This is a genomic window from Aporhodopirellula rubra (assembly GCF_014192335.1).
GTDB lineage: Bacteria > Planctomycetota > Planctomycetia > Pirellulales > Pirellulaceae > Rhodopirellula > Rhodopirellula rubra.
The window spans coordinates 197,184-216,405 of record NZ_JACHXU010000011.1 but is presented as its reverse complement, the minus strand read 5'-3'; the positions used below and the strand labels follow the sequence as shown (position 1 = coordinate 216,405).

12 protein-coding genes are annotated in these 19,222 nt (G+C 55.0%); 2 read left to right on the top strand and 10 right to left on the bottom strand.

Features of this window, described 5'->3' with window-relative positions:
* Positions 1-21: 21 nt before the first annotated feature.
* The 8 genes from FHS27_RS16255 to FHS27_RS16220 form a co-directional block, all read right to left on the bottom strand.
* A complete protein-coding gene (locus tag FHS27_RS16255) occupies positions 22-1,068 on the bottom strand; it encodes a sulfatase-like hydrolase/transferase (protein WP_246419909.1) in 1,047 nt (348 codons plus the stop codon).
* A complete protein-coding gene (locus FHS27_RS16250) occupies positions 1,061-1,879 on the bottom strand; it encodes a sugar-binding domain-containing protein (RefSeq protein ID WP_184305950.1) in 819 nt (272 codons plus the stop codon). The genes FHS27_RS16255 and FHS27_RS16250 overlap by 8 nt, the downstream gene beginning before the upstream one ends.
* Before the next feature lie 126 nt (positions 1,880-2,005).
* On the bottom strand, positions 2,006-3,409 hold the full coding sequence (locus FHS27_RS16245; protein WP_184305949.1) for a sugar porter family MFS transporter: 1,404 nt from the start codon (positions 3,407-3,409) through the stop codon (positions 2,006-2,008).
* A gap of 58 nt (positions 3,410-3,467) precedes the next feature.
* Positions 3,468-6,827, bottom strand: a complete 3,360-nt coding sequence (locus FHS27_RS16240; protein ID WP_184305948.1) for a DUF5107 domain-containing protein — start codon at positions 6,825-6,827, stop codon at positions 3,468-3,470.
* A gap of 334 nt (positions 6,828-7,161) precedes the next feature.
* Entirely contained in the window at positions 7,162-8,739 is a 1,578-nt protein-coding gene (locus FHS27_RS16235) for a sulfatase (protein WP_184305947.1), read from the bottom strand.
* Between the two features lie 264 nt (positions 8,740-9,003).
* Complete coding sequence (locus FHS27_RS16230) at positions 9,004-9,189, bottom strand: hypothetical protein (protein WP_184305946.1); 186 nt, start codon at positions 9,187-9,189, stop codon at positions 9,004-9,006.
* Between the two features lie 130 nt (positions 9,190-9,319).
* Positions 9,320-10,570, bottom strand: coding sequence for a DUF1559 domain-containing protein (locus tag FHS27_RS16225; protein ID WP_184305945.1), 1,251 nt, complete (start codon positions 10,568-10,570; stop codon positions 9,320-9,322).
* A 269-nt stretch (positions 10,571-10,839) separates the two neighbouring features.
* Complete coding sequence (locus FHS27_RS16220; RefSeq protein ID WP_246419908.1) at positions 10,840-14,211, bottom strand: discoidin domain-containing protein; 3,372 nt, start codon at positions 14,209-14,211, stop codon at positions 10,840-10,842.
* A gap of 346 nt (positions 14,212-14,557) precedes the next feature.
* On the opposite strand from FHS27_RS16220, the gene FHS27_RS16215 reads away from it, so the two are divergent.
* Complete coding sequence (locus FHS27_RS16215; RefSeq protein ID WP_184305943.1) at positions 14,558-15,829, top strand: AraC family transcriptional regulator; 1,272 nt, start codon at positions 14,558-14,560, stop codon at positions 15,827-15,829.
* 27 nt (positions 15,830-15,856) lie between these two features.
* Here FHS27_RS16215 and FHS27_RS16210 read toward each other — a convergent pair whose 3' ends face one another.
* The gene (locus tag FHS27_RS16210; protein ID WP_246419906.1) at positions 15,857-17,413 is read right to left on the bottom strand and encodes a sulfatase family protein; all 1,557 of its coding nucleotides are present in this window, start codon (positions 17,411-17,413) and stop codon (positions 15,857-15,859) included.
* A gap of 273 nt (positions 17,414-17,686) precedes the next feature.
* On the bottom strand, positions 17,687-18,640 hold the full coding sequence (locus tag FHS27_RS16205; RefSeq protein ID WP_184305941.1) for a class I SAM-dependent methyltransferase: 954 nt from the start codon (positions 18,638-18,640) through the stop codon (positions 17,687-17,689).
* Between FHS27_RS16205 and FHS27_RS16200 the strand changes: the two genes are divergently transcribed.
* Complete coding sequence (locus tag FHS27_RS16200; protein WP_184305940.1) at positions 18,632-19,138, top strand: hypothetical protein; 507 nt, start codon at positions 18,632-18,634, stop codon at positions 19,136-19,138. The genes FHS27_RS16205 and FHS27_RS16200 overlap by 9 nt on opposite strands.
* Positions 19,139-19,222 lie beyond the last annotated feature (84 nt).

The window sequence follows — 19,222 nt, the reverse complement described above, 5'->3', positions numbered from 1 at the left end:
CGTTCGATCGACATCCAGTCATCAATCAATCCGCTGCGATCGCTGCAGCGGCGTTAGGCCATTGTCCTGAGTCGTTTCAATCCAATCATTGAGTAACGCACGTAATTCGATCAGCGTTTCTTGATGTGCAGGCGACTCGGCAAGGTTTGGGATTTCATGTGGGTCCGTCTCAACATCGTACAATTCTTCCATAGGCTTTCGAGTCTTTAGGATCAGTTGTTGCGTGTGCGTCAGACGGCCAAGTCCGCCGAGACGCTCAATCACCGGCAACATCGGACGATGAGCCTGGACGTATTCACCTTCCCGACATCCGTTTTCTGGATGGTAGTTTCGGATGTACTTGTACCGATGCGTTCGCACGCAGCGGATCGGATCCAAGACCTCGTCGATCAGATCACGAGCGGCGAAAACATGACTCCGCTTTTGCGGCTTTGTCGACCACAGCGTCTTCCCGTCGAGATAACCGGGAAGTTCCACCTCAGCGAGATCGAGAACAGTCGCCGAGATATCCAAGGTGCTGACAAGGTCATTGATGACAGTGCCGGCTTTGCCAGGCTTTTCGCTATCTAGACGAGGGTCGCGAATGATCAGCGGTACCAGAAGTCCGGGATCGTACAACCAACACTTACCTCGCAGATGGCAGCGTCCGTTATCACCAATGAAGATAACAATCGTGTTATGTTCGATGCCTTCGGCGCGAACGCGGTCCATAATCTGCCCGAGCTGCAAATCGTCGCGTTCGATTGAATCCAAGTACAACGCCCAATCCATGCGGCAGACCGGATCGTCGGGAAAATATGGAGGCAGTTCAACTTTGCTAGGGTCAACGGGATGCTTGGACTCGCTTCGAATTTTCTCCCAGACTCCATCGGGTTGCCGGTGGGAATGGTAGAGGGTGACTTGTGCGAAGAACGGCTGCCCTGCAGCTCGTTGACTCCAATCATTGCCGTCGAACAAGTTGGTCGCCGGAAACATCATGTCGGTCTTGCCTGAATAGCCACAGCCGAGTGCGGTGCAGTAACCAGCGTCTTGCAAAAGGGAAGTGATCGGCCGAATTCCCTCAGGCAATTGGTCGATCTTGGAACGTTGGTTTTGCGTACCAGTTCGAGTCTGATACCCGGTACAAAGCAGACTCGAATTCGGACCAGCGTGTTAGCTTTTCGCAATCAATATCCACATTGACTTCGCCTGAATGGGCCGTTTCCGTGGACCATGTTTTCACCTCGGGTAGATCCGACGTCAACGGCTCAACGCTAACAACGAGTCGTCCGGAACCAGGAACATCAACTCGCAGCGTATGTGTGCGAATGGAGAGTGTTGGTTCAGCGACTCGAGTGAGTTCGATCCTGCCGACGATTCCGTTCCAGATCGTTTGTTTTTCGTCGGTGTAAGCGTGACCCAACACGCCGATGTCGACTTTGGGCCGATTGTCGACGCGAACGCAAAGAGTGTTTTTGCCCGTCTGCAGGTGTTGGCCAACCGAGTATCGATGAGGCGTCGACAGTGAATCCCTCGAACCGACTATTTCCCCATTACCCCAAACCATCGACTCCCAAATGAGTCGCTCAAGAAAGAGAGTCGCGTTGGAGTCTTTCCATCCTTCCTCTAACGTGACGGTGCGTGTGTACCAAACAGCACCGACGTAGCGAAAACGCGGATGCAGATGGCGAAAGACCTCTTTGGTCAACGCCGGTTCGAGATTCAGTGGCGTGCCGAGTTGGGCTTCCATTGTCGAACCGGGCAGCCCGATCTCAGTACCCTCGACACGACTGAACCACTGCTCCCTTTCGCCGACGTCGTTTGGGTCGAGACGAACGTGCCATTTTCCGGAGAGGTCGATGGCGGCGGATGGCGTTGCGGCGAGGCACGCGAAGATCAACGCGTTTTACAGTGCGAATACTTGTGGAGCGTTTCTGCGAATGACATGGGTTTTCAAAAGCAGTTCCGTTCGGCAGAACGTGGTCCACCGTCTGGCGACGGTGGCTACGGCATCATTCAAAATGCTCTATTTCCAATCTCGTTCAATCTCTTCGAGTGACTTGTTCTTTGTCTCGGGCACGTTGAAATAAAGGACAACGAAGCCGATCAAACAGATCAAGCCGTAGAGCCAAAAGGTGCCCGAGGCTCCCAAGGCGACGTTGATCGGTTTGAAGGTTGCGGTGAGTGCAAAGCAGGCTATCCAAAGTGCGGAAACGCAAAGGCTCATCGCGGCACCTCGAACTCGGTTAGGGAAAATCTCCGACAGCAAAACCCAGGTGATCGGGGCGAGCGTCATTGCGTAACAAGCGATCGCGGTAAGAACCACGACCAGCACGACGCCCCCTTTGACTTCGTAGTAGTAACAAGCACCCAAGATCGCATATGTCACCATTAAACCGCCCGATCCGAGCAGCATCAGCGGGCGCCGCCCCCATCGATCGACCGTATTGATGGCTACGAGGGTAAAGACCAAGTTCACAATGCCCGTGATCACGATGTTGAACATCATGCCACTGACGTCATACCCGACAGCGGAAAAGATCTCTTGTGCGTAGTTGAAGATCACGTTGATACCGCACCACTGTTGAAATATTGCGATGAAGACGCCTAGCCCGACAATTTTCAGCAGTTTCGGGTTGAGGAGTTCGCGGTAGTTTGCCGTCTCGGTTCCGATCTTGAGCGTTTGCCTGATGCCGGAGGCTTCTAACGCTGCGTATTCCGAACCGCCGATTTTTGTCAGAATCTGCTCCGCCTGTTCGACTCGATCTCGCTGCAACAGCCAACGAGGAGATTCGGGTATGACCAAAGCCAGCAGGAAAAACAAACCGGCAGGAATTGTCTCGGCGGCAAACATCCAACGCCATCCATACTGACCGCTCCACGAATCCAGGATCACCGCGGCGGTCGCCTCGCGATCGATGGGGGAGTAGTTGTAAATGAGCAGGTTGACGACTTGGGCAGCCAACACTCCGATCACGATTGTCAGTTGGTTCAACGAGACAAATTTGCCTCGCATTGATGTCGGAGAGACTTCGGCGATGTAGATCGGAGACACATTCGATGCCAAACCGATACCGATTCCTCCGAGAATGCGTGCGGCGATGAAGGCATTGAATGATTGCGCGAGCGCCGTCCAAGCGGCCGAGGCGGTGAACAGCACCGCGGCGAAGATCAACATCTTTTTCCGCCCCAACGAATCGGTGAGAGCGCCCGACAACAAGGCCCCGGCGAGGCAACCGGCCAGCGCGGAACTCATCGCCCAGCCCGACAGCCAAGCCTTATCGGGGCCTACGAGATCGAAGTACGGTTCGTAGAACGGCTTCGCACCACCGATGACGACCCAGTCGTAACCGAAGAGCAAACCTCCGAGCGCAGCGACTAACGAGATCCGAAAGAGGTAACCGAGGTTAAAGGAATTATCGTTTCCCAATGAATCGCCTTGTATACAGGTGTGGGGGACCGCGTATTTTCTTGCACGGCTTCGCCGCTCAGTTATGACTCACGACCGAAGACTGAACTTTGTTCGATCGATCGCTTTCGCGATGTCGATGCAATGCGACGCCCATGTGTGCGGGATCTCGTTCGAGGATTGCAACGAACTGCTCGATCGCTTCTTCGATCCGGCCCAGCCCCAGAGCCCCCAACGCCATCATGTAGCGACAGTGTATCTGGTTGTTCTGAATGAGGTCAGCTTCAAAGACGAGAAACAGCGGCAATGACACCGCGAAATAGTCAATCGTCACGTCGTCATCGAAGTGCTGTTTCCCATAGTCGACGAGCCGTTGAAAACGATCGACCGCCTGCGCGTGATTGTTCAGTTTGGCCTGCGCCAATCCTTGGTAATAGATCGTTTCGGGAGGTTGGTCATTGTAGTACATCGCCGACGTCGGTTCGCCGAGTCCCTCGCTAGCGGCTTCGAAATAGCGTGTCGCGTTCGCGGTATCACCGAGCGATTCATAAACGCACCCGAGGTGGTAGTGAATCTCGTTCTCTTGAGCGCCGACCAATTTGCCTTCGCCCAAATTGCGAGGCCACTGCAAAGCTAGTTCGAGATGCTCGATCGCTTCGGCGGGATCACCTTTTTCCAATGCCTGCTGTGCGAGTTGCACACGTGCAACGACGTACTGCGCGGGCACTTTACCTTCGCCGCCTTCCCAAGGCCGAAATTCTCTCGCCAGCAGAAGATCGAGAGCGATGGCGTGTTCGCCCAACAGATTGTGCAACGTGCATAACTGCAAGTAGAGATCATCGCGGGCGTCGACGAGATCGCGATTTTCCTGCAGACGTTGCAGACGACGATTCGGATGATGCACCAATGAGAGAGCGAGCTGATCGAGTTCGAACAGTACCCTCGGGTCCTTACGATTCAGCTCGAAGGCCTTTTCCATCGCAGACCAAGCACGATTGCCGTCGGACCTTTGGTTGAAGTACGCCAAGGACAGGTTACGCCATACCGTCGGAAAATTGGGATTCAATTTGATGGATTCTTCCCAGCACTCGATTGCCTCGTCGTATTGCCGACGGTCGTACCACAAATTGCCGAGCTGATAGGCTGCGACGAAATCTCCTTCGGAGCACGCCATCGCCGATCGCAGGACCGCAATGTCCTCGAGCTTGTTCGCAAAATAGACGTCCTTCTCACCAGCGAGACGCGCCGACTTTCGCTGCATCCCGGCTTCATCATCTAGCCCCAGCATTTGCTGGTAATAGGCGAGGTAATAATGAATCATCGCGGGCACGCGATCGACGTTTGCGATTAGATGAGCCAACACCTTGGATGCGGTATCAAAATCACCGAACGCCGCGTAATCGATCGCGATCTCGATGACCGTGTTAGGATCGTCTCGCAAGACCGCTTCGTACTCGGTGTAGTCGTTGCGAACGATTGCCTGTTCAAAGAGAACACCAAAGTTGAAAGGGTTTCGCGTCACTTCGCGATCGACCAACTCGGATTGGTTTTGCGTCCCACGCGACAGATAGACGAGCAAATGGGACGCTTGACTGTGGTTGACGTTGCTGGCGAGACACCGCTTACAGAACTGCTCCGCCTCGTCGCGTTTGCCTTGCCTCGTCGCCAAACGAGCCAACTCGAAGTAGGCCGGTGACGCCCACGCGGCGTTCCATGTCGCTTTGTAGAACGCGTCATAGGCCGCGTCATGTTCGGACAACATCGTCTTGGCCAAGCCAAGATTGTAGAGCGGTTCGCCGTCGTACGGATTGAGATTGTGCCGGGTCATCCGCTCAATCGCTCGCTCGAAATAGCGAATCGACTTAGCGAACTGTCCCTGGCGGAAAAGCAACTTTCCTTTGGCGTTGTTGAGTCGAATGTCGCCGCTGTCTCGACGTAGACCTTCGTCGTAGTACTGCATCGCGCGACGTGTGGCGTGCCGATACTGTTCGATGTGTTGTCCTGCTAGGAATAACGATTCGACGGAATCGAGTTCGTCAGGCGAGTCGATCGCGGTTGCCGCATCGGGTACTTCGTGCACTGCACCATCAGGCGGTGTCCACGAGACCAATTTTCGACCCTCGCAATCTTCGACCGTAACGGTCAGTTCACTCGCCGCGAACGGCCGAGATAGATCAAAGGAGGTTTCAAAGTGTTGATGTGGGTCGGCATTAAACTTCACTTCACCAATAAGTGTTCCGCCGGACGTCAACGAGACTCGGACGTTCTCGTTTCGGCTCGTCGTGTAGATGCGAACATCCGCACGAGAGTCGACAACGTCCATACCGACGGCCGCATCCGTGGTCGCGTTGCCGATTAACCCGACACCCTTATAGGGCATGAAATACTGGGTAAAGGACTTTTGCTCACCTGGCATCAACCACGTGAAGTCGGGTTGGTTGTCCGTATACACGCCACACATCAATTCGATATACGGCCCGTCTTTGTCCGTCAGATGTCGATCCCAGGCTTGGCCGAACTCACCATTGCCCCACGTCCACTGTTTCTTGCCGGGGCTCACGTGATGATCGCAGACATGCAACAAACCGGCTTGCCGACCATGGTCGTACGTGCCGACAAAGTCATAATCGCTCTTGTGCGCCATGTAGGACGTCGGGACGGGAATGTTGCGGTAACGCGAGATATCGGTCCCCCGTTGATCGCCGATTTGATCCTCACCGGTCGAATAATCAACTTTGTAATACGTCCCTGTCGCGATCGGGAACGTCGACACATCGCGTTTGCCGTGATCGAGTACAGCGCTGACGTCCGGTGGAAAGACCGATTGGTGATTTTCGTCGACAGCGACCGCGGGGTTCGCCCACCAAAGGAAAGTCTGTGGCAGCGAGGTTCGGTTGGCAACGTGTGCATTGATTTCGATATAGGCACGGTCAGGGTAAAGCCTGATTCCGTACCGACATTCCGTGCGATGCATTCGATCGATTTCATGGCACCAAACGGTCGCGGATCCGTCATCGCCGGTTTCCAAATGGAAGTCGACCGGCCCATACGTGTTAGGACGGTGGTGTTGAGGCCAGTTAAATTCAATGCCGCCACTGATCCACGGGCCGGCGAGCCCGACCAATGCAGGTTTGATCACACGGTTGTAGTAGACGAAGTGGTAGTCGTTGGTCTTGTCTAGCGCCATTTGAATCCGCCCGCCCAATTCCGGCAGCACCATCACTTTGAGATACTCGTTCTCAAGGAAAACGGCTTGCCATTCTTTGTCGTGTTTCTCGTCTTCGATCCGATCGACAACTGGAAACGGGTAGACCGCTCCACTGCTGCCTTGATAGACACGTTTGTCGAGGAACATTGGATTCGGATCGGGTGAACCGACGCCGTAGGTGGGGATCGTAACGGGTTCTTGCCATACCCGGGCGTTATAGTTCGTATTCATTACTTTCAACTTTCAGAGAAGCTTTCGGCCTAGCGTTCTTACGCCGATGGCCTTGAGACAATGACGTCTCTTCCAACTTTTCGAATCACGCGTACGAGCGAGCAAACGCAATTCACTACGCGATGAGTGCGCCGTTTCAGTTCAACAAAATCTGATGCAAAACAACCATCGAAGAAGGATATGACAGGCCTAATCAAAAAACTGGAGAGTTCACGTTGAAAACGTTCGCTGGTACGCCCTTCAGTCGATGCAAGTAAAACGAATCGCCTCATCGCCGGAGAATCGCCGTCCCTCTGCTTTGACCGTCCGCTATCGAGATCCGATCGATCGTGTTTCAGTCTTTCGAACGCAAACTCCCCCACCAATCAGCGTTGGGTTTCCAACCGGGGTCCAACATGGCGGCGTGCGAGCGTTCCAGGGCATTTTTGAACGTGGTCTGGTATCGAACGGCTCTCGCTTCCGCGGCGGCCGGGTCGAAACTCGGATCGTGCGTCGGAAAGCCGGCCCCAACGTTCTCCAACCATGCCCGTAATTCGCCAGCTAATTGCTGACTCAGCACGGGCATTTGAAATGCCAAATCACTCGTTTCACCCAGGTCGCTTGAAAGATCATAGAGCTCGTTGTGATCGTCTTCGTAATAGTGGATCAGCTTCCACTGACCTTTGCGGATGATCGAAACCGGTTCACCGCCTTGGTTTCCGTAGTGAGGATAATGCCAAATCAAAGGCCGTTGTTTCATAGCCTTTCCTTCCATTGCGGGAACAAGACTGACACCATCGACGTGTTGATCGGGCAACATACTCAATCCGCATAGATCGAGAATCGTTGGGTACAAGTCGGCGCCCGTCACGGGAACGTCACTGACACCGCCGGCGATCACTCGCGCTGGGTATCGAATGTAAAAGGGTTCTCGGATACCGCCCTCCCATTGTCGTCCTTTACCGCCACGGAGCGGCAGGTTGCTGGTGGAAAAACCATCGCCTGACGAGACACCACCGTTGTCACCGGTGAAGACCACGATGGTCGAGCGACTCAATCCGCATTCGTCCAACGTCGCAAGGACATTGGCGACGGCGGTGTCGAGTGTTTCCATCATTCCCGCATAGACGGGGTGATCCTGAACCTGCCGCACGGGCATCGTTCGATCCACCTTGAACCGGCACTCAACCGGCGGATTCGATGACGCCTTCTCGCGATACTTCTCCCAAAGTGCTTTCGTCGACTGAATCGGCCCGTGAACGGAATAGAACGACAGCATGGCGAAGAACGGTTGGTCCTGATGGCTGCGGATGAACGCAGAGGTTTCATTCGCCAAACGCAAAGGCAGTGATTCACCCGCGGGACCGTCATCAAGCAGTGGATTGTTGTATGGCGAAAAATAGCCACCTGGAGGAGTGCCGCGATCGATTCCACCGACGTTGATCTCGTAACCGTGGTTCGTCGGCAGCGAACCTTCACCGCCTAGATGCCATTTCCCGGCGAAGAAAGTGCGGTATCCGGACGCCTTCATCGCCTCCGCGATCGTGATGTCTTCGCCCGGAAGGGCTCTCGCATACTGTGGCGAGAACAATCGTTGCCCTAACGAGACGCCGTCACCCGCCGCGGCACCGATCCAGTCCGTGACCCCGTGCCGAGCAGTGAACTGCCCCGTCTGGATACTGGCCCGCGATGGACTGCAAACCTGGCAATTCGCGTACCCGTTGGTAAACCGAACACCGCCCTCTGCCAACGCATCAATACTGGGCGTCTGGTAGAACGTACTTCCTTCGATCGAGATATCGTGCTTCCCAAGATCATCGACCAAGATGAACAGCACACTAGGCCGTTTCGGCGGAGCCTGAGATGGCAGATCGGCCGACGATGCGGACACTGCCGCGAGAGCAGCAAGACAGAATAGTAATTTTTGAATCATGGTATTCTTTATTCTCTAGGCATGTCCGAAATCGACTGCGAGCAGACGACATTGAAGCCAAACGTCATCGAATTAACGACAAAAAACGCTGCCCTATGAATTAGTAACCCGCAGCGAGGTTTGCATGGGAGCATCAACGTTCGACTGCAGAGCTAACGCGATCGGCACCGACGAGGTCGACGGGCCCAAGGCAATCCGAACGACGAAGCAAATCCCCGCCGATCACGTTTGAGCGAACCGCCATCCAAGCGATACACCTGCGTTTCAGCCCTGCGGTTTCATCATTTCAGTTTGCTTCTCGTTGTATTCATCTCGTTCTTCTTGGGTCAGAACCTTCGCGTCAGGATTCGGCTCGATTTGCGTATTGCCGTCGCCTGAACAACCTGTCATTCCCACACACGCCGCGAAGAGCAAACACACAGCCATTGCAGCTAGGAGATTCAGTTTCATAGTATTTTTGGGTGTTAGCGTAGGGCCCAACGAGATAGCCTTGTCGAGCCCGATGAAACGGATGAAGCGTCACGATTGAGGCAAGCCGTGATGTGCGGCTGAGAACAATCGCAACCTAGAAAATCGCACACTAGAATTCGGCGTCGATGGTCTCTCGTGACGCGCGAGTCCCCAGCGCCCCCCAGAGTCCATAGAGGCTTTTGCCGCCGATGTTGGTGTCGGGGCCAGCACGTGTCGGGGTCGGCGAATCCTGGTTTCCTGCCTCGATCGAATCCGTGATGAATTTGACCGCACCATCCGTCATCAAAACATGGGCGCCACCTTGGTGATTGCTGCTCATGCCGAAGACGCCTGCGTCGTCCGAGTTGTTTGCACAAATCAGGCTATTCGGCGGTTTGATCGTGAAGCAACTCGACTGACAAGGGATATGCGATGCCCAGCGATATCCTCGCGCTTTTCCAGCGAAGGCCGGGTTGTCTGCAACATCAACCGTGGCGGTTGAAAGCCAAAATCGCGGACGTTGCGGATCGGTGAAACCGTCACATCGCGTGATATACCCCTCGGCACCTTGTCCCGTCCGAGCACTCGTGCGGACATCGCGGTCACCGAGATAGGTAGCGATTTCCCCCATAGCGATCGTGTTCGACAAGCCATCGAGGACATCGCGAAACCCTGTAAATTCGTGAGTCTTGAAGACACCACGTTGACCTGCCTGTGAGGCCCGAGCGCCACCCCAGGTGAACCATCCGGCACCTGCAACGTCCACAGCCAGCGTCGTCCCTCGGTTGCCATAAAGACTCAACAACGGCGAATCGCCTTGGCATAACGCGTAATTAGTACGCCCCTGTGCGGGCAAACCTCTTCCGGGATCGCTCGGGCAACGGAGTGTTTGCATTTCCGTGAGATACGGTGTGTACAACTCGCCGTCGATCTCTTGAGGCGTTGGCCCCATTGCGGGGTACAATTCACCCGTGTCGACGGTTCCGTTCTGATTGTGATCGACAAACAAGGGATTCGAGATCTGTTCCCAAAGGGCTTGCTGTTCCATGAAAGGCGTGAGTCCAACGAGAGCACTGAGCTGCATCACGTTGTGATCGAAAAACGAACCAAAGACATTTGCGCCGCCCGCGAGAGGACCATCAACAGTCCCTGACTTCGTTCCAACACCCTGCATTGGGAGACGGTTGTAGGCCGAATGGTAGTTATGAAGTGCTAATCCAAGTTGTTTGAAATTGTTACTGCAACTCATTCGACGTGCGGCTTCGCGTGCCGCCTGCACGGCGGGAAGCAAGAGACCCACGAGCACCCCAATGATTGCAATCACCACCAGCAACTCGACAAGAGTGAAGCCGCCACGGCTTGGTTTTTCACCTGATTTCATAGTAAGTTCACCTTAACGAAAGAGAAAATAACGATCTGACGTCGAACTCGATTGAAGTCCGATTGCCGTAACACACGGCATTTTTCACAGAGCTTGAATCATATCTTCGAAAATCAATATTTTGCTTCACTATTGCGGCAATCGACTTCGATGTTTCGTCTCACTTTCAGGCCGTTTGCTTGATAATCAATCAATGCACTGATGCTGTTTTTGGGGACACACATGCGTTGTTCCTTTGCATTCATCGAGCACTAAGTGGTGAACAGGTTCTACTGAGATTGTGCGGTCACCTGCGCCGGAAACATCAATTCCAACTCTGCGACGCTCACGAGATAAGGTGATTGCTGATCACGATCGTCTTGGCCGTTACTCGTGGGAAGAATCGCCCGCAACCGAATCCGTTTCGCGTTAACCGGATTTGAAAACCTGACCTCTTTCGGTTTCTCGCTCCGATCGAACTCTCCTGAGACAACCGATTGCCACATGCCCGATTCGTCGCAAACGAGTACCTCATATCCGCGGATTCTCGTTGGCTGACGATCCTGACGAGGCGTAACGATGACGCCTTCGATCAGACAAGGTTCGTGCAGCGTCAACTCCAACCAGTGCGGAGGTTTTACACGGGGGTCCCACTGCGTGTGCCACATCGTTCCCAGGTCGCCATCAACGACCAAGGATGCTTCATATCCGCTCTGCATGCTGCTCGCTTGGATGCTTTCGACGGCGAGTTGTGTTTCGGACAACTCACGCATCAGTAACTCGATCTGCTCCTCGGTAACACGGTGGACCGGATCAAATTCGTCGCTAGAGAGATAGCGTTGCAGCGAAGCGAACAGTTGCTGCGCGGCGGGACGTTCATCGATGTCACTCGAGAAATCGATCGAGGTAACCAGGATTCGACCTTCGCCCATTTTCGCTTCCCACGCGAGGGCGAGTTTTTGAGGAATGAACCAATTGGGAACGACCTGGATCAGCGGCTGAAAGCCAGCCGGGAAGTTGTCGAGCGGCATGGCTGCTGATTTCGAAATCACATCCCACCACTGCCAGTTGGAATGAAACTCAGTCGGAAAACCTTCCAAGCACCCGTGATCAGGGTCACACAGAATGCCCATCGTGTGCGGTGCCTGCCCGCTCGTCCAAGCCCAGTTCCAAAAGATAGGCGACATCCCGATTTGTGCATCGGTATCAATCATGTCAGGTGCGACTGTGAGAAGAACTCGCTCTCCTCGCTCTGCGGCCGCGACCGCATCGGGCACGTTTTCGGTAATCGTCACTCGTGAGTCGTTGCCGGCAGTCTCGTGATTTCGCACCGTTTCCGCGTCGGACGGATAAACCCAAAGATCCCAATCGTTCGTCACCAATTGATCGCCATCGGGAACAGTGATCTCCAACACCCATTTACACGCCGAGGCAATTTTCTTCAGGGGCAGTGATATCTTTCCGATCGAATAGAGATCACCGGGCGTCTGTCCAGCGAGCGTCCATTGACCGCTCGCGATGACATCGTCACCACTCGCCGAGACGTCTCGAATTCGCCATGCGACGTTGCCATTTAGCGGTGCGTTTCCGAAATGCGAAACGTCCACATCGGCGGTAAACGTTTCACTCGGTTTCCAAACCCTCTTAGGCATCCGGGCGAGCGGAATCACCGGCCCGCAGAACTTCCGGAACTCGCCAGGATTCAGGTAAGGCTTCGGATCCCAAAACGGATCCAATACGCCCACCAATGCGGTACCCTGCCCGGGGAAGTCACGCATATCGAGAAGTTGAAAACCACCAAAATGACGTGTGCGAAGCGCCGATTCAACTTCCTCTTTGTACGTCAACACTTGCCATCGGCCCGATGCCATCAGAAAATCGCGAGCTTGGCCGAGCATTCCCGCGTTCTCAAGAAAGTCGCGGAAGACGTCGAAGTTCTTCGGCTTCAAAGCCCCCGTGTACTTCGCGATCTCGTCGAAGTTTGGGTAAGCACACCACTGACCAATTTCATGAGCGACGAAAGGAACGTTCTGCTGCTGAACAAAGTCGTCGTAATCGGTGACGGTTTCCGGAGCATGTGCGTTGATACGGCTGGATAATTGTTGTCCCCATTGTTGGATTCGCGGTCGTGGCGTGACGTGATATTCGTTGGCGGCAATCATCGGCCAACCGCCACCCGACGTTACCAAGACACGATCCTCGAGTTCCTTGTAGCGTTCCACCCATGGACTTAAGAACTTCCCGCCGTTGGCTTCCCCGGCTGGCTCATTGCCGGCACAGAGCAAGATGAAGGAGGGATGGTTTCCGTATTGAGCCAACATACGATCAGCCTCACGGTAGATCCATTTGTCGATCGGATATCCACGCCCCAAGGCGACGCTTTGGTTGGGCCATGTCGAGCATTCGACCTGGAAATAGAACCCCAACTCGTCTGCGGCGACGAACGCAGCCTCCGGCGGACACCACGAGTGAAACCGCATGTGGTTGAGCCCATGTTCCTTGCAAATGCCAATGATCCGACGCCACGCGGGCTCATCCGTCGGCGGGTATCCCGTGAGCGGAAAGATGCAGCACTCCAATGTGCCTCGCAAAAAGATCGGATGATCGTTCAGCAACAACCGGCCGTCCCGTGACACAATTTCGCGGAAACCGAAACGCCCTTCCCATTCGCTAGACGTATCCGAAGTAGATGATTCGAATTGTGACGACCGCGTTGCCGTCGAACGCGTTGCCTGCTGCAGCGTTACCGATAGTTCACAGAGGTTCGGATCAAACTCATCCCACAACGAAACGCCCGAGCCGACATGTACGTCCGCCCGAACCGTCGATTGACCAGGAGCAACTTCAACGGTGGTCTGATGCGTCGCGAGCATGCGGCCGTCTTGCGAAACACGCACAACGATCTTTCGCGTCTCTGCGTTGGGTAGGCTATTGAAGAGCACGATCTCGGCGCGAACGATCGACTCTTTGATATCTGGACGGACGTCAACACGCTCAACGCACACCAACGGATGCGATGTCAGTTCGATCGCTCCCACGATGCCGTGCCATGCCGATTGTGTGTGTTCGGAAACGCTGTGCGAATTGATACCGACATCAATCACGTCGATCGAGTTGTCAACTTCGATCGCGAGCTGATGGGTACCGGGATGTAGGTGTTCTGTTAAGTCGAAGCGATGGGCCACACCGAGCGATTCACCTTGGCCGACCTGCTCGCCGTCCACGATCACCTTGGTCAACCAGTGCGGACGCTCCAACGTGAGTACAACACGACGCCCCGCCCAATCGTCAGGAACGCGGATCTCGCGTACGTAAGTTGCCTTCCCCACGTAATGCAGGTTGGGTTGTAGCCAGAACGGAAACTTAAAGTTATCGGCCGTACGATAGGGTTGATATTCGGGTCGATCCCAAATGTCGTCGCGACTCGACGCGATCCACTTCGTCGTCGGCCCTGGTTCCATCCCCACACCCGAATCACGCAGCGCACCAGGCATTCGCACATCGTGCAGTTGGGGCGAGTCGGTGAGACGCACGCGCCATGTCCCCGACAAGTCAATCACGTCGCGTGTCGGTGACTGAGCGTCACATGCGGGTGGTGGAACGAGGCAACAAAGGAATAGAAACAGTGTCCCGAACCGGAACCCGCGAACCAGACTTGCCATCGGATTGGAAATCGAGACTCGCATGAAAAAACTCACCTTACCGAGGTCACAGTTGAAGTAGCCAGAGAAGGACCGCGTCCGATTCGTCCCGAGGGGCGAACCGCCGCTTCCAATGAAAGCTCTCAGAACGATCGGTCCATCATCGCCCGCCTCTACTTTCGTCGAACACGCCACAAACACAATCCGGGCTTGCGTCACTTTATTTTCATTTTGCGTCATACATGAGAGAGGAAACGCTGTCGTAAAAAAACAACTCGATAGAGGAACAACCTCGCGTTTCATGGTCTAGAATACCGGCTAGCATCTAATCTATACCGTATACCCCCGTTGTTCGTGCAAGCGACAGATGCAGCCAGTTTCGAAAAAACCGCAGGTACTTTTATTCATCGAGTCGTCCCGTGCCTACGGTCGTGGGTGCTTGCAGGGCGTGGCGGGGTACCTTCGCGCACACGAATCATGGGACGTGATCCACCTCGAACGCGGGTTGAGCGAAGCAGTGCCGAGCGACCTGATCGGCCGAAAATTCGACGGCGTCATCGCACGCTCGGAAAACGAATCCATCGCCAACGGGATTCAACAAATCGCACGCTGGGTCGTTGATTTACGCGGGAGTTTTCCGCCGAAGCGTGGGGCCCTAATCGACACGGATGCCGCAGCTTGTGCACGATTGGCGATTGACCATTTCGTCGAACGTGGTTTTCGGCGGATCGTATTTTGCGGCTATCGCGGGGTGGATTTCTCGGAAGCACGGGGCGATGAGTTCACGAGGTACTGCGAAGAGGAGAAACTCGATACCGACCGTTTTGAAATGACGCTGGGCGAGACGGAAAACACCGCGATTCCGATCGAAGGTGTGCTCCGTCACGAAGCACACGCTGAAGTCTTGGAGACCGAACTCGTCGATTGGCTGCAGCAACAACCGTTGCCCACGGCTGTGTTTGCGTGCAACGATGTCTGTGGACGCCAAGTCGTACGGGCGGCTGTGAAGGCGGGATTGCGTGTCCCCGAACAGATCGCGGTGCTTGGCGTCGACAATGACGAAGTGATTTGCGACCTGACGAACCCACCACTGTCGAGCATCGAACCGGACTCCTACCGAATCGGTTTCGAAGGTGCCGCGTTGCTCGCGGAACTGCTCGCAAGCGAAGGCGTCGAGCATGGCAGTACGGATCGAGACAGTAAAACCTCCGCCAGCGACAAAGTGGACCAACAGAAGGATGCGGCGTGTCAACGACTCACGATTCCTCCCCGACGTGTCGTGACACGTTTTTCAACGGACGTTCTCGCCGTGGACGACCCCGACTTATCTTCGGCGATTAAGTTCATCCGTCTGCATGCGTGTCGCGGCATTGGCGTGGCCGATATTGCCAAACACGTCGCGATTTCTCGTGCGACGTTGGAACGGCGATTCCGTGTCGCATTGGACCGAACTCCTCGGGAGGAGATTGAACGTATTCGTTTGGAGCACGTGAAAACACTGCTGCTGCAAACGGACTACGGGCTCGACCGCATTGCCTCGATGACTGCTTACAGCAAAGCACCTCATTTGATCACCGCGTTTCGACGACAAACGGGTCTCACGCCGATAAATTTTCGAAAACGTTATCGCCGCTGTTAAGCCGCCTTCTCGTGAGTGAGCCCAACTCTACTGCTGGTCGGAATCGATGATCCGCTGGAGCTCCTCTTTCATCTGATTCGCGCGTTCTTGGTTCTCACGCAGAACGTTCTTCGTTTCTCCCGGATCGCTCTTGAGGTGATACAACGCAAACTTGGGCGCAGGCGTTCTCTTCATTTCAAGATTGCTATTGAACATCGCGGCAGCATCACATCGCACCAATTTCCACTCGCCTTTGCGAAATCCGAAACTGCCCCATCCGTTGTCTTGTTGAACCAACTCCGACCGTCCTTGCGCATCCGCCTTTCCCAACAATGCGGGCATCACATTGACGCTGTCTCGGAGGGCACCGGCAGGAACGGGGGCGCCAACCCATGCGGCGAAACTCGCGGACAGATCGATCGTGCAGACCATCTGGTCGCTTTCACCGGCGGGAACGGTCCTGGGCATCGACACAATAAACGGCGTTCGAGTCGCGCCTTCGTAGACGTTGTATTTTCCGCCGCGAAAGGCTCCATTGGGGTCATGATCGCCGAGCAGTTGATCGGCGCGATCGCGATAGTCGTCAATCAGAACCGGTCCGTTGTCGCTGCAAAAAACGATTAGGGTACGTTCGATGAGGTCGAGGTCCTCGAGCGTCTTCACGATTTCTCCGACGGTCCAATCCAGTTCGGCGATCGCGTCGCCACGCGGCCCCATTTTTGTCACACCTTGAAAGCGTTCGTCAACAATTCGCGGTGCATGCAGCGAGTGAGGGGTCACGAGCAGGAAGAACGGATCGCTCGCGTTATCGTTCAACCATTGCCTCGATTCCGACACCCAACGTCCGGCGAGCTCTTCATCGCGAAAGAGTGCTGCTTCCCCGCCGGTGAAATATCCGATCCGCCCGATGCCATTGTGGATGGTGCCGAGATGACCACCAGTGGTCGTCATTCGCAACGCTCCCGGGTGCGAACGGGCGTCACGGTGCGGCGTTGACGGAGGTTTGATTCCAACCCAAAGAGGATCGCTCGGATCGAGATTTTCGACGCGATGATTACGCACGAGAACAGGTGGCACGCGATCATTTGTCGTCGGAAGAATCAACGCATCGTCGAATCCGATTTCCAGGGGACCAGGTGCCAAAGTTCCGTTCCAATCCGGCCCGTCGGGTTTGACACCTAGACCGAGATGCCATTTCCCGATGATACCGGTGTGATATCCGGCATCTTTGAGGACCGATGCGATCGAAGGCGTCCCCGCAGGGATCAATGCCGGTGAATCCGGCGGCGCGATGCCCGATCCTGGAACGCGGAAGGCATACACGCCCGTGAGCAACGAGTAGCGAGAGGGGGTGCACGTTCCCGCCGAGCAATAAGCCTGCGTAAAACGTAAACCGCGACTCGCTAAACCATCGATCGCTGGCGTGGCAACTCCCGTCCCGCCGTAACACCCCACGTCTCCGTATCCCAAATCGTCCGCCATGATCACGATGATGTTGGGACGCGTGCCCTCTGACTGATCAGCATACGCAACAGGTCCATATGCGATGCAGGTTGCGAACCAACCAATCGACGCGACAACAGGGAGCAGAGAACCAAGTTTCAATGGTTGCATGAGGTTTACGTGACATCGGAGGGCGAGACTTCAAGAGGGACCACACGATCCCAAGATACCTAACCCCGATGGCAACGGTACTTTTGCGGCCAAAATTGCTGACCGAACAGTTTCGTGCCGATTGATCGTTACGATGCGTATCGCAAAAGATGTCGCCAGAACTCGAGAGCCGGAGTCATGGCAACATCCATCTACAGTGAACGGGCACGCTATCATTCGGAACGAACTCACTGCAACGAGGTTTCCTACGCCCCGACGAGTCTCTCAGCCGGCGATTTGTGAGACGTACCAATTGTTTTGGATGTCGCGATCGAGTCGTTGAACGGCAACGTTTTCGAAACCGGCTTCGCCGAGCATCTGAACCGCCAACTGCTCTCCCCACACCGTGCCGAGTCCCATGCCACCTTGCGCGAGCGACACCGTCATGCAGTGCATAGTTGAAACCGTGTAAAGAAACGGTCCGAGCGGATGTCCGACGTTCTCGTGCATTTCCGAAGACGCCTGTAGGTCTTGCATCAAAAACGTTCCACCGGGACGCAGCATTTCTCGGACGCGAGCGAGAACGGCGGCCGGGTCTCGTTGATCGTGGATGACGTCAAACGCGGTCACGAAATCAAACGAGTTCGAGATGCACTCGTTCGACACATCGGCAACTTCGAACCGGATGTTCCTCAGCCCACGACGTTCGATCTCCGCTTGTGCCGACTCGATCGGTTCGCGGCACAGGTCTCGTCCGACAAAACGGCTGTTAGGAAACCGTTCTGCCATCGCGGTCAAAGCGCGGCCACGCCCACAACCGATATCGAGCACATCGATGCCACGTTCCAATTTTTCGACGATTCCCGGAGCGAGCGGCAGGACGGTGTCGAACAACGCGGCGACAACGTTTCCGTCGGAATCCTCGGCCATCACGTCGTGAAAGCGAGTGAACATTTCATACGGAACACCTCCGCCGTTTTGAAAACACTCCACGATTGGCGTTTCGACTTCCGCGAGGACGGCGAGAAACTGAAACGTTTTCGCAAAATTGTTAGCAACCGAACTCCGCGTCAGCAGCGCCGCATGATGCACGGGAAGGAAGAACGTTTGCGCGGTTGAATCGAGCGCCACGATCCCGCCGGTCACCATGATGCCGAGCCATTCACGGACATAGCGTTCATGACACTGAGCAGTCTCGGCAATTTCGGCGGACGTCGCCCAACGATTCATATGACTCATCGTGTCGAACAGCCCGGTGCGATGCCCGAGCGAGATCCCGAGGGCGAGAGTGGATCGATTCAGTGTTTCTATCAGTTCACCGGCGAAGTCCTCGGTGGCGTTATCAAGGTCGTTAACGCTGATTTGGCAAGCGATGCACATTGGGTTTCCGCAATTCGAGTGGGCAAGGGGGATGAGAATTCCGGTGCGATCGGACGATTGGCAATCGCACGCGTTGGAGATCTTTCCCAGCGGAATCGGCGATTGTTTGTTTCGTGTTTTTTCCTGTTTTTCCGAGGTGGCGGCTACAACGCCCGTTTGACCGCGATTTGCACAGGAATCACAGTTTTTTGTGGTGAAATTTGGCGTGGATTCGAAGGGTCGAAAATGGCTAGTGTTTCCTCACGGCTGGAAACCAAGTTTCGGGCCGTACTGAGTGCCGTGATAACGTTCGTCGATAAACGAGATCAGCCCCAACTCTCGACGAGTCGCGCCGCCTTGAATGACGCGGCGATGTAGGACTCGTTTTCACGCGTTCTGGTATCCCGTCGCGATCGGCTTCGCTGTCAATTTCCTGCCCATTTTTGTTTCCCATCCGTTTCG

Bases quoted from the DNA above. Each gene is read 5' to 3' on its own strand.
- FHS27_RS16215 (WP_184305943.1), top strand. From the start codon at position 14,558: ATGCAGCCAGTTTCGAAAAAACCGCAGGTACTTTTATTCATCGAGTCG.
- FHS27_RS16230 (WP_184305946.1), bottom strand. From the start codon at position 9,189: ATGAAACTGAATCTCCTAGCTGCAATGGCTGTGTGTTTGCTCTTCGCG.
- FHS27_RS16200 (WP_184305940.1), top strand. From the start codon at position 18,632: ATGACTCATCGTGTCGAACAGCCCGGTGCGATGCCCGAGCGAGATCCC.
- FHS27_RS16220 (WP_246419908.1), bottom strand. From the start codon at position 14,211: ATGGCAAGTCTGGTTCGCGGGTTCCGGTTCGGGACACTGTTTCTATTC.
- FHS27_RS16205 (WP_184305941.1), bottom strand. From the start codon at position 18,640: ATGAGTCATATGAATCGTTGGGCGACGTCCGCCGAAATTGCCGAGACT.
- FHS27_RS16225 (WP_184305945.1), bottom strand. From the start codon at position 10,570: ATGAAATCAGGTGAAAAACCAAGCCGTGGCGGCTTCACTCTTGTCGAG.
- FHS27_RS16240 (WP_184305948.1), bottom strand. From the start codon at position 6,827: ATGAATACGAACTATAACGCCCGGGTATGGCAAGAACCCGTTACGATC.
- FHS27_RS16235 (WP_184305947.1), bottom strand. From the start codon at position 8,739: ATGATTCAAAAATTACTATTCTGTCTTGCTGCTCTCGCGGCAGTGTCC.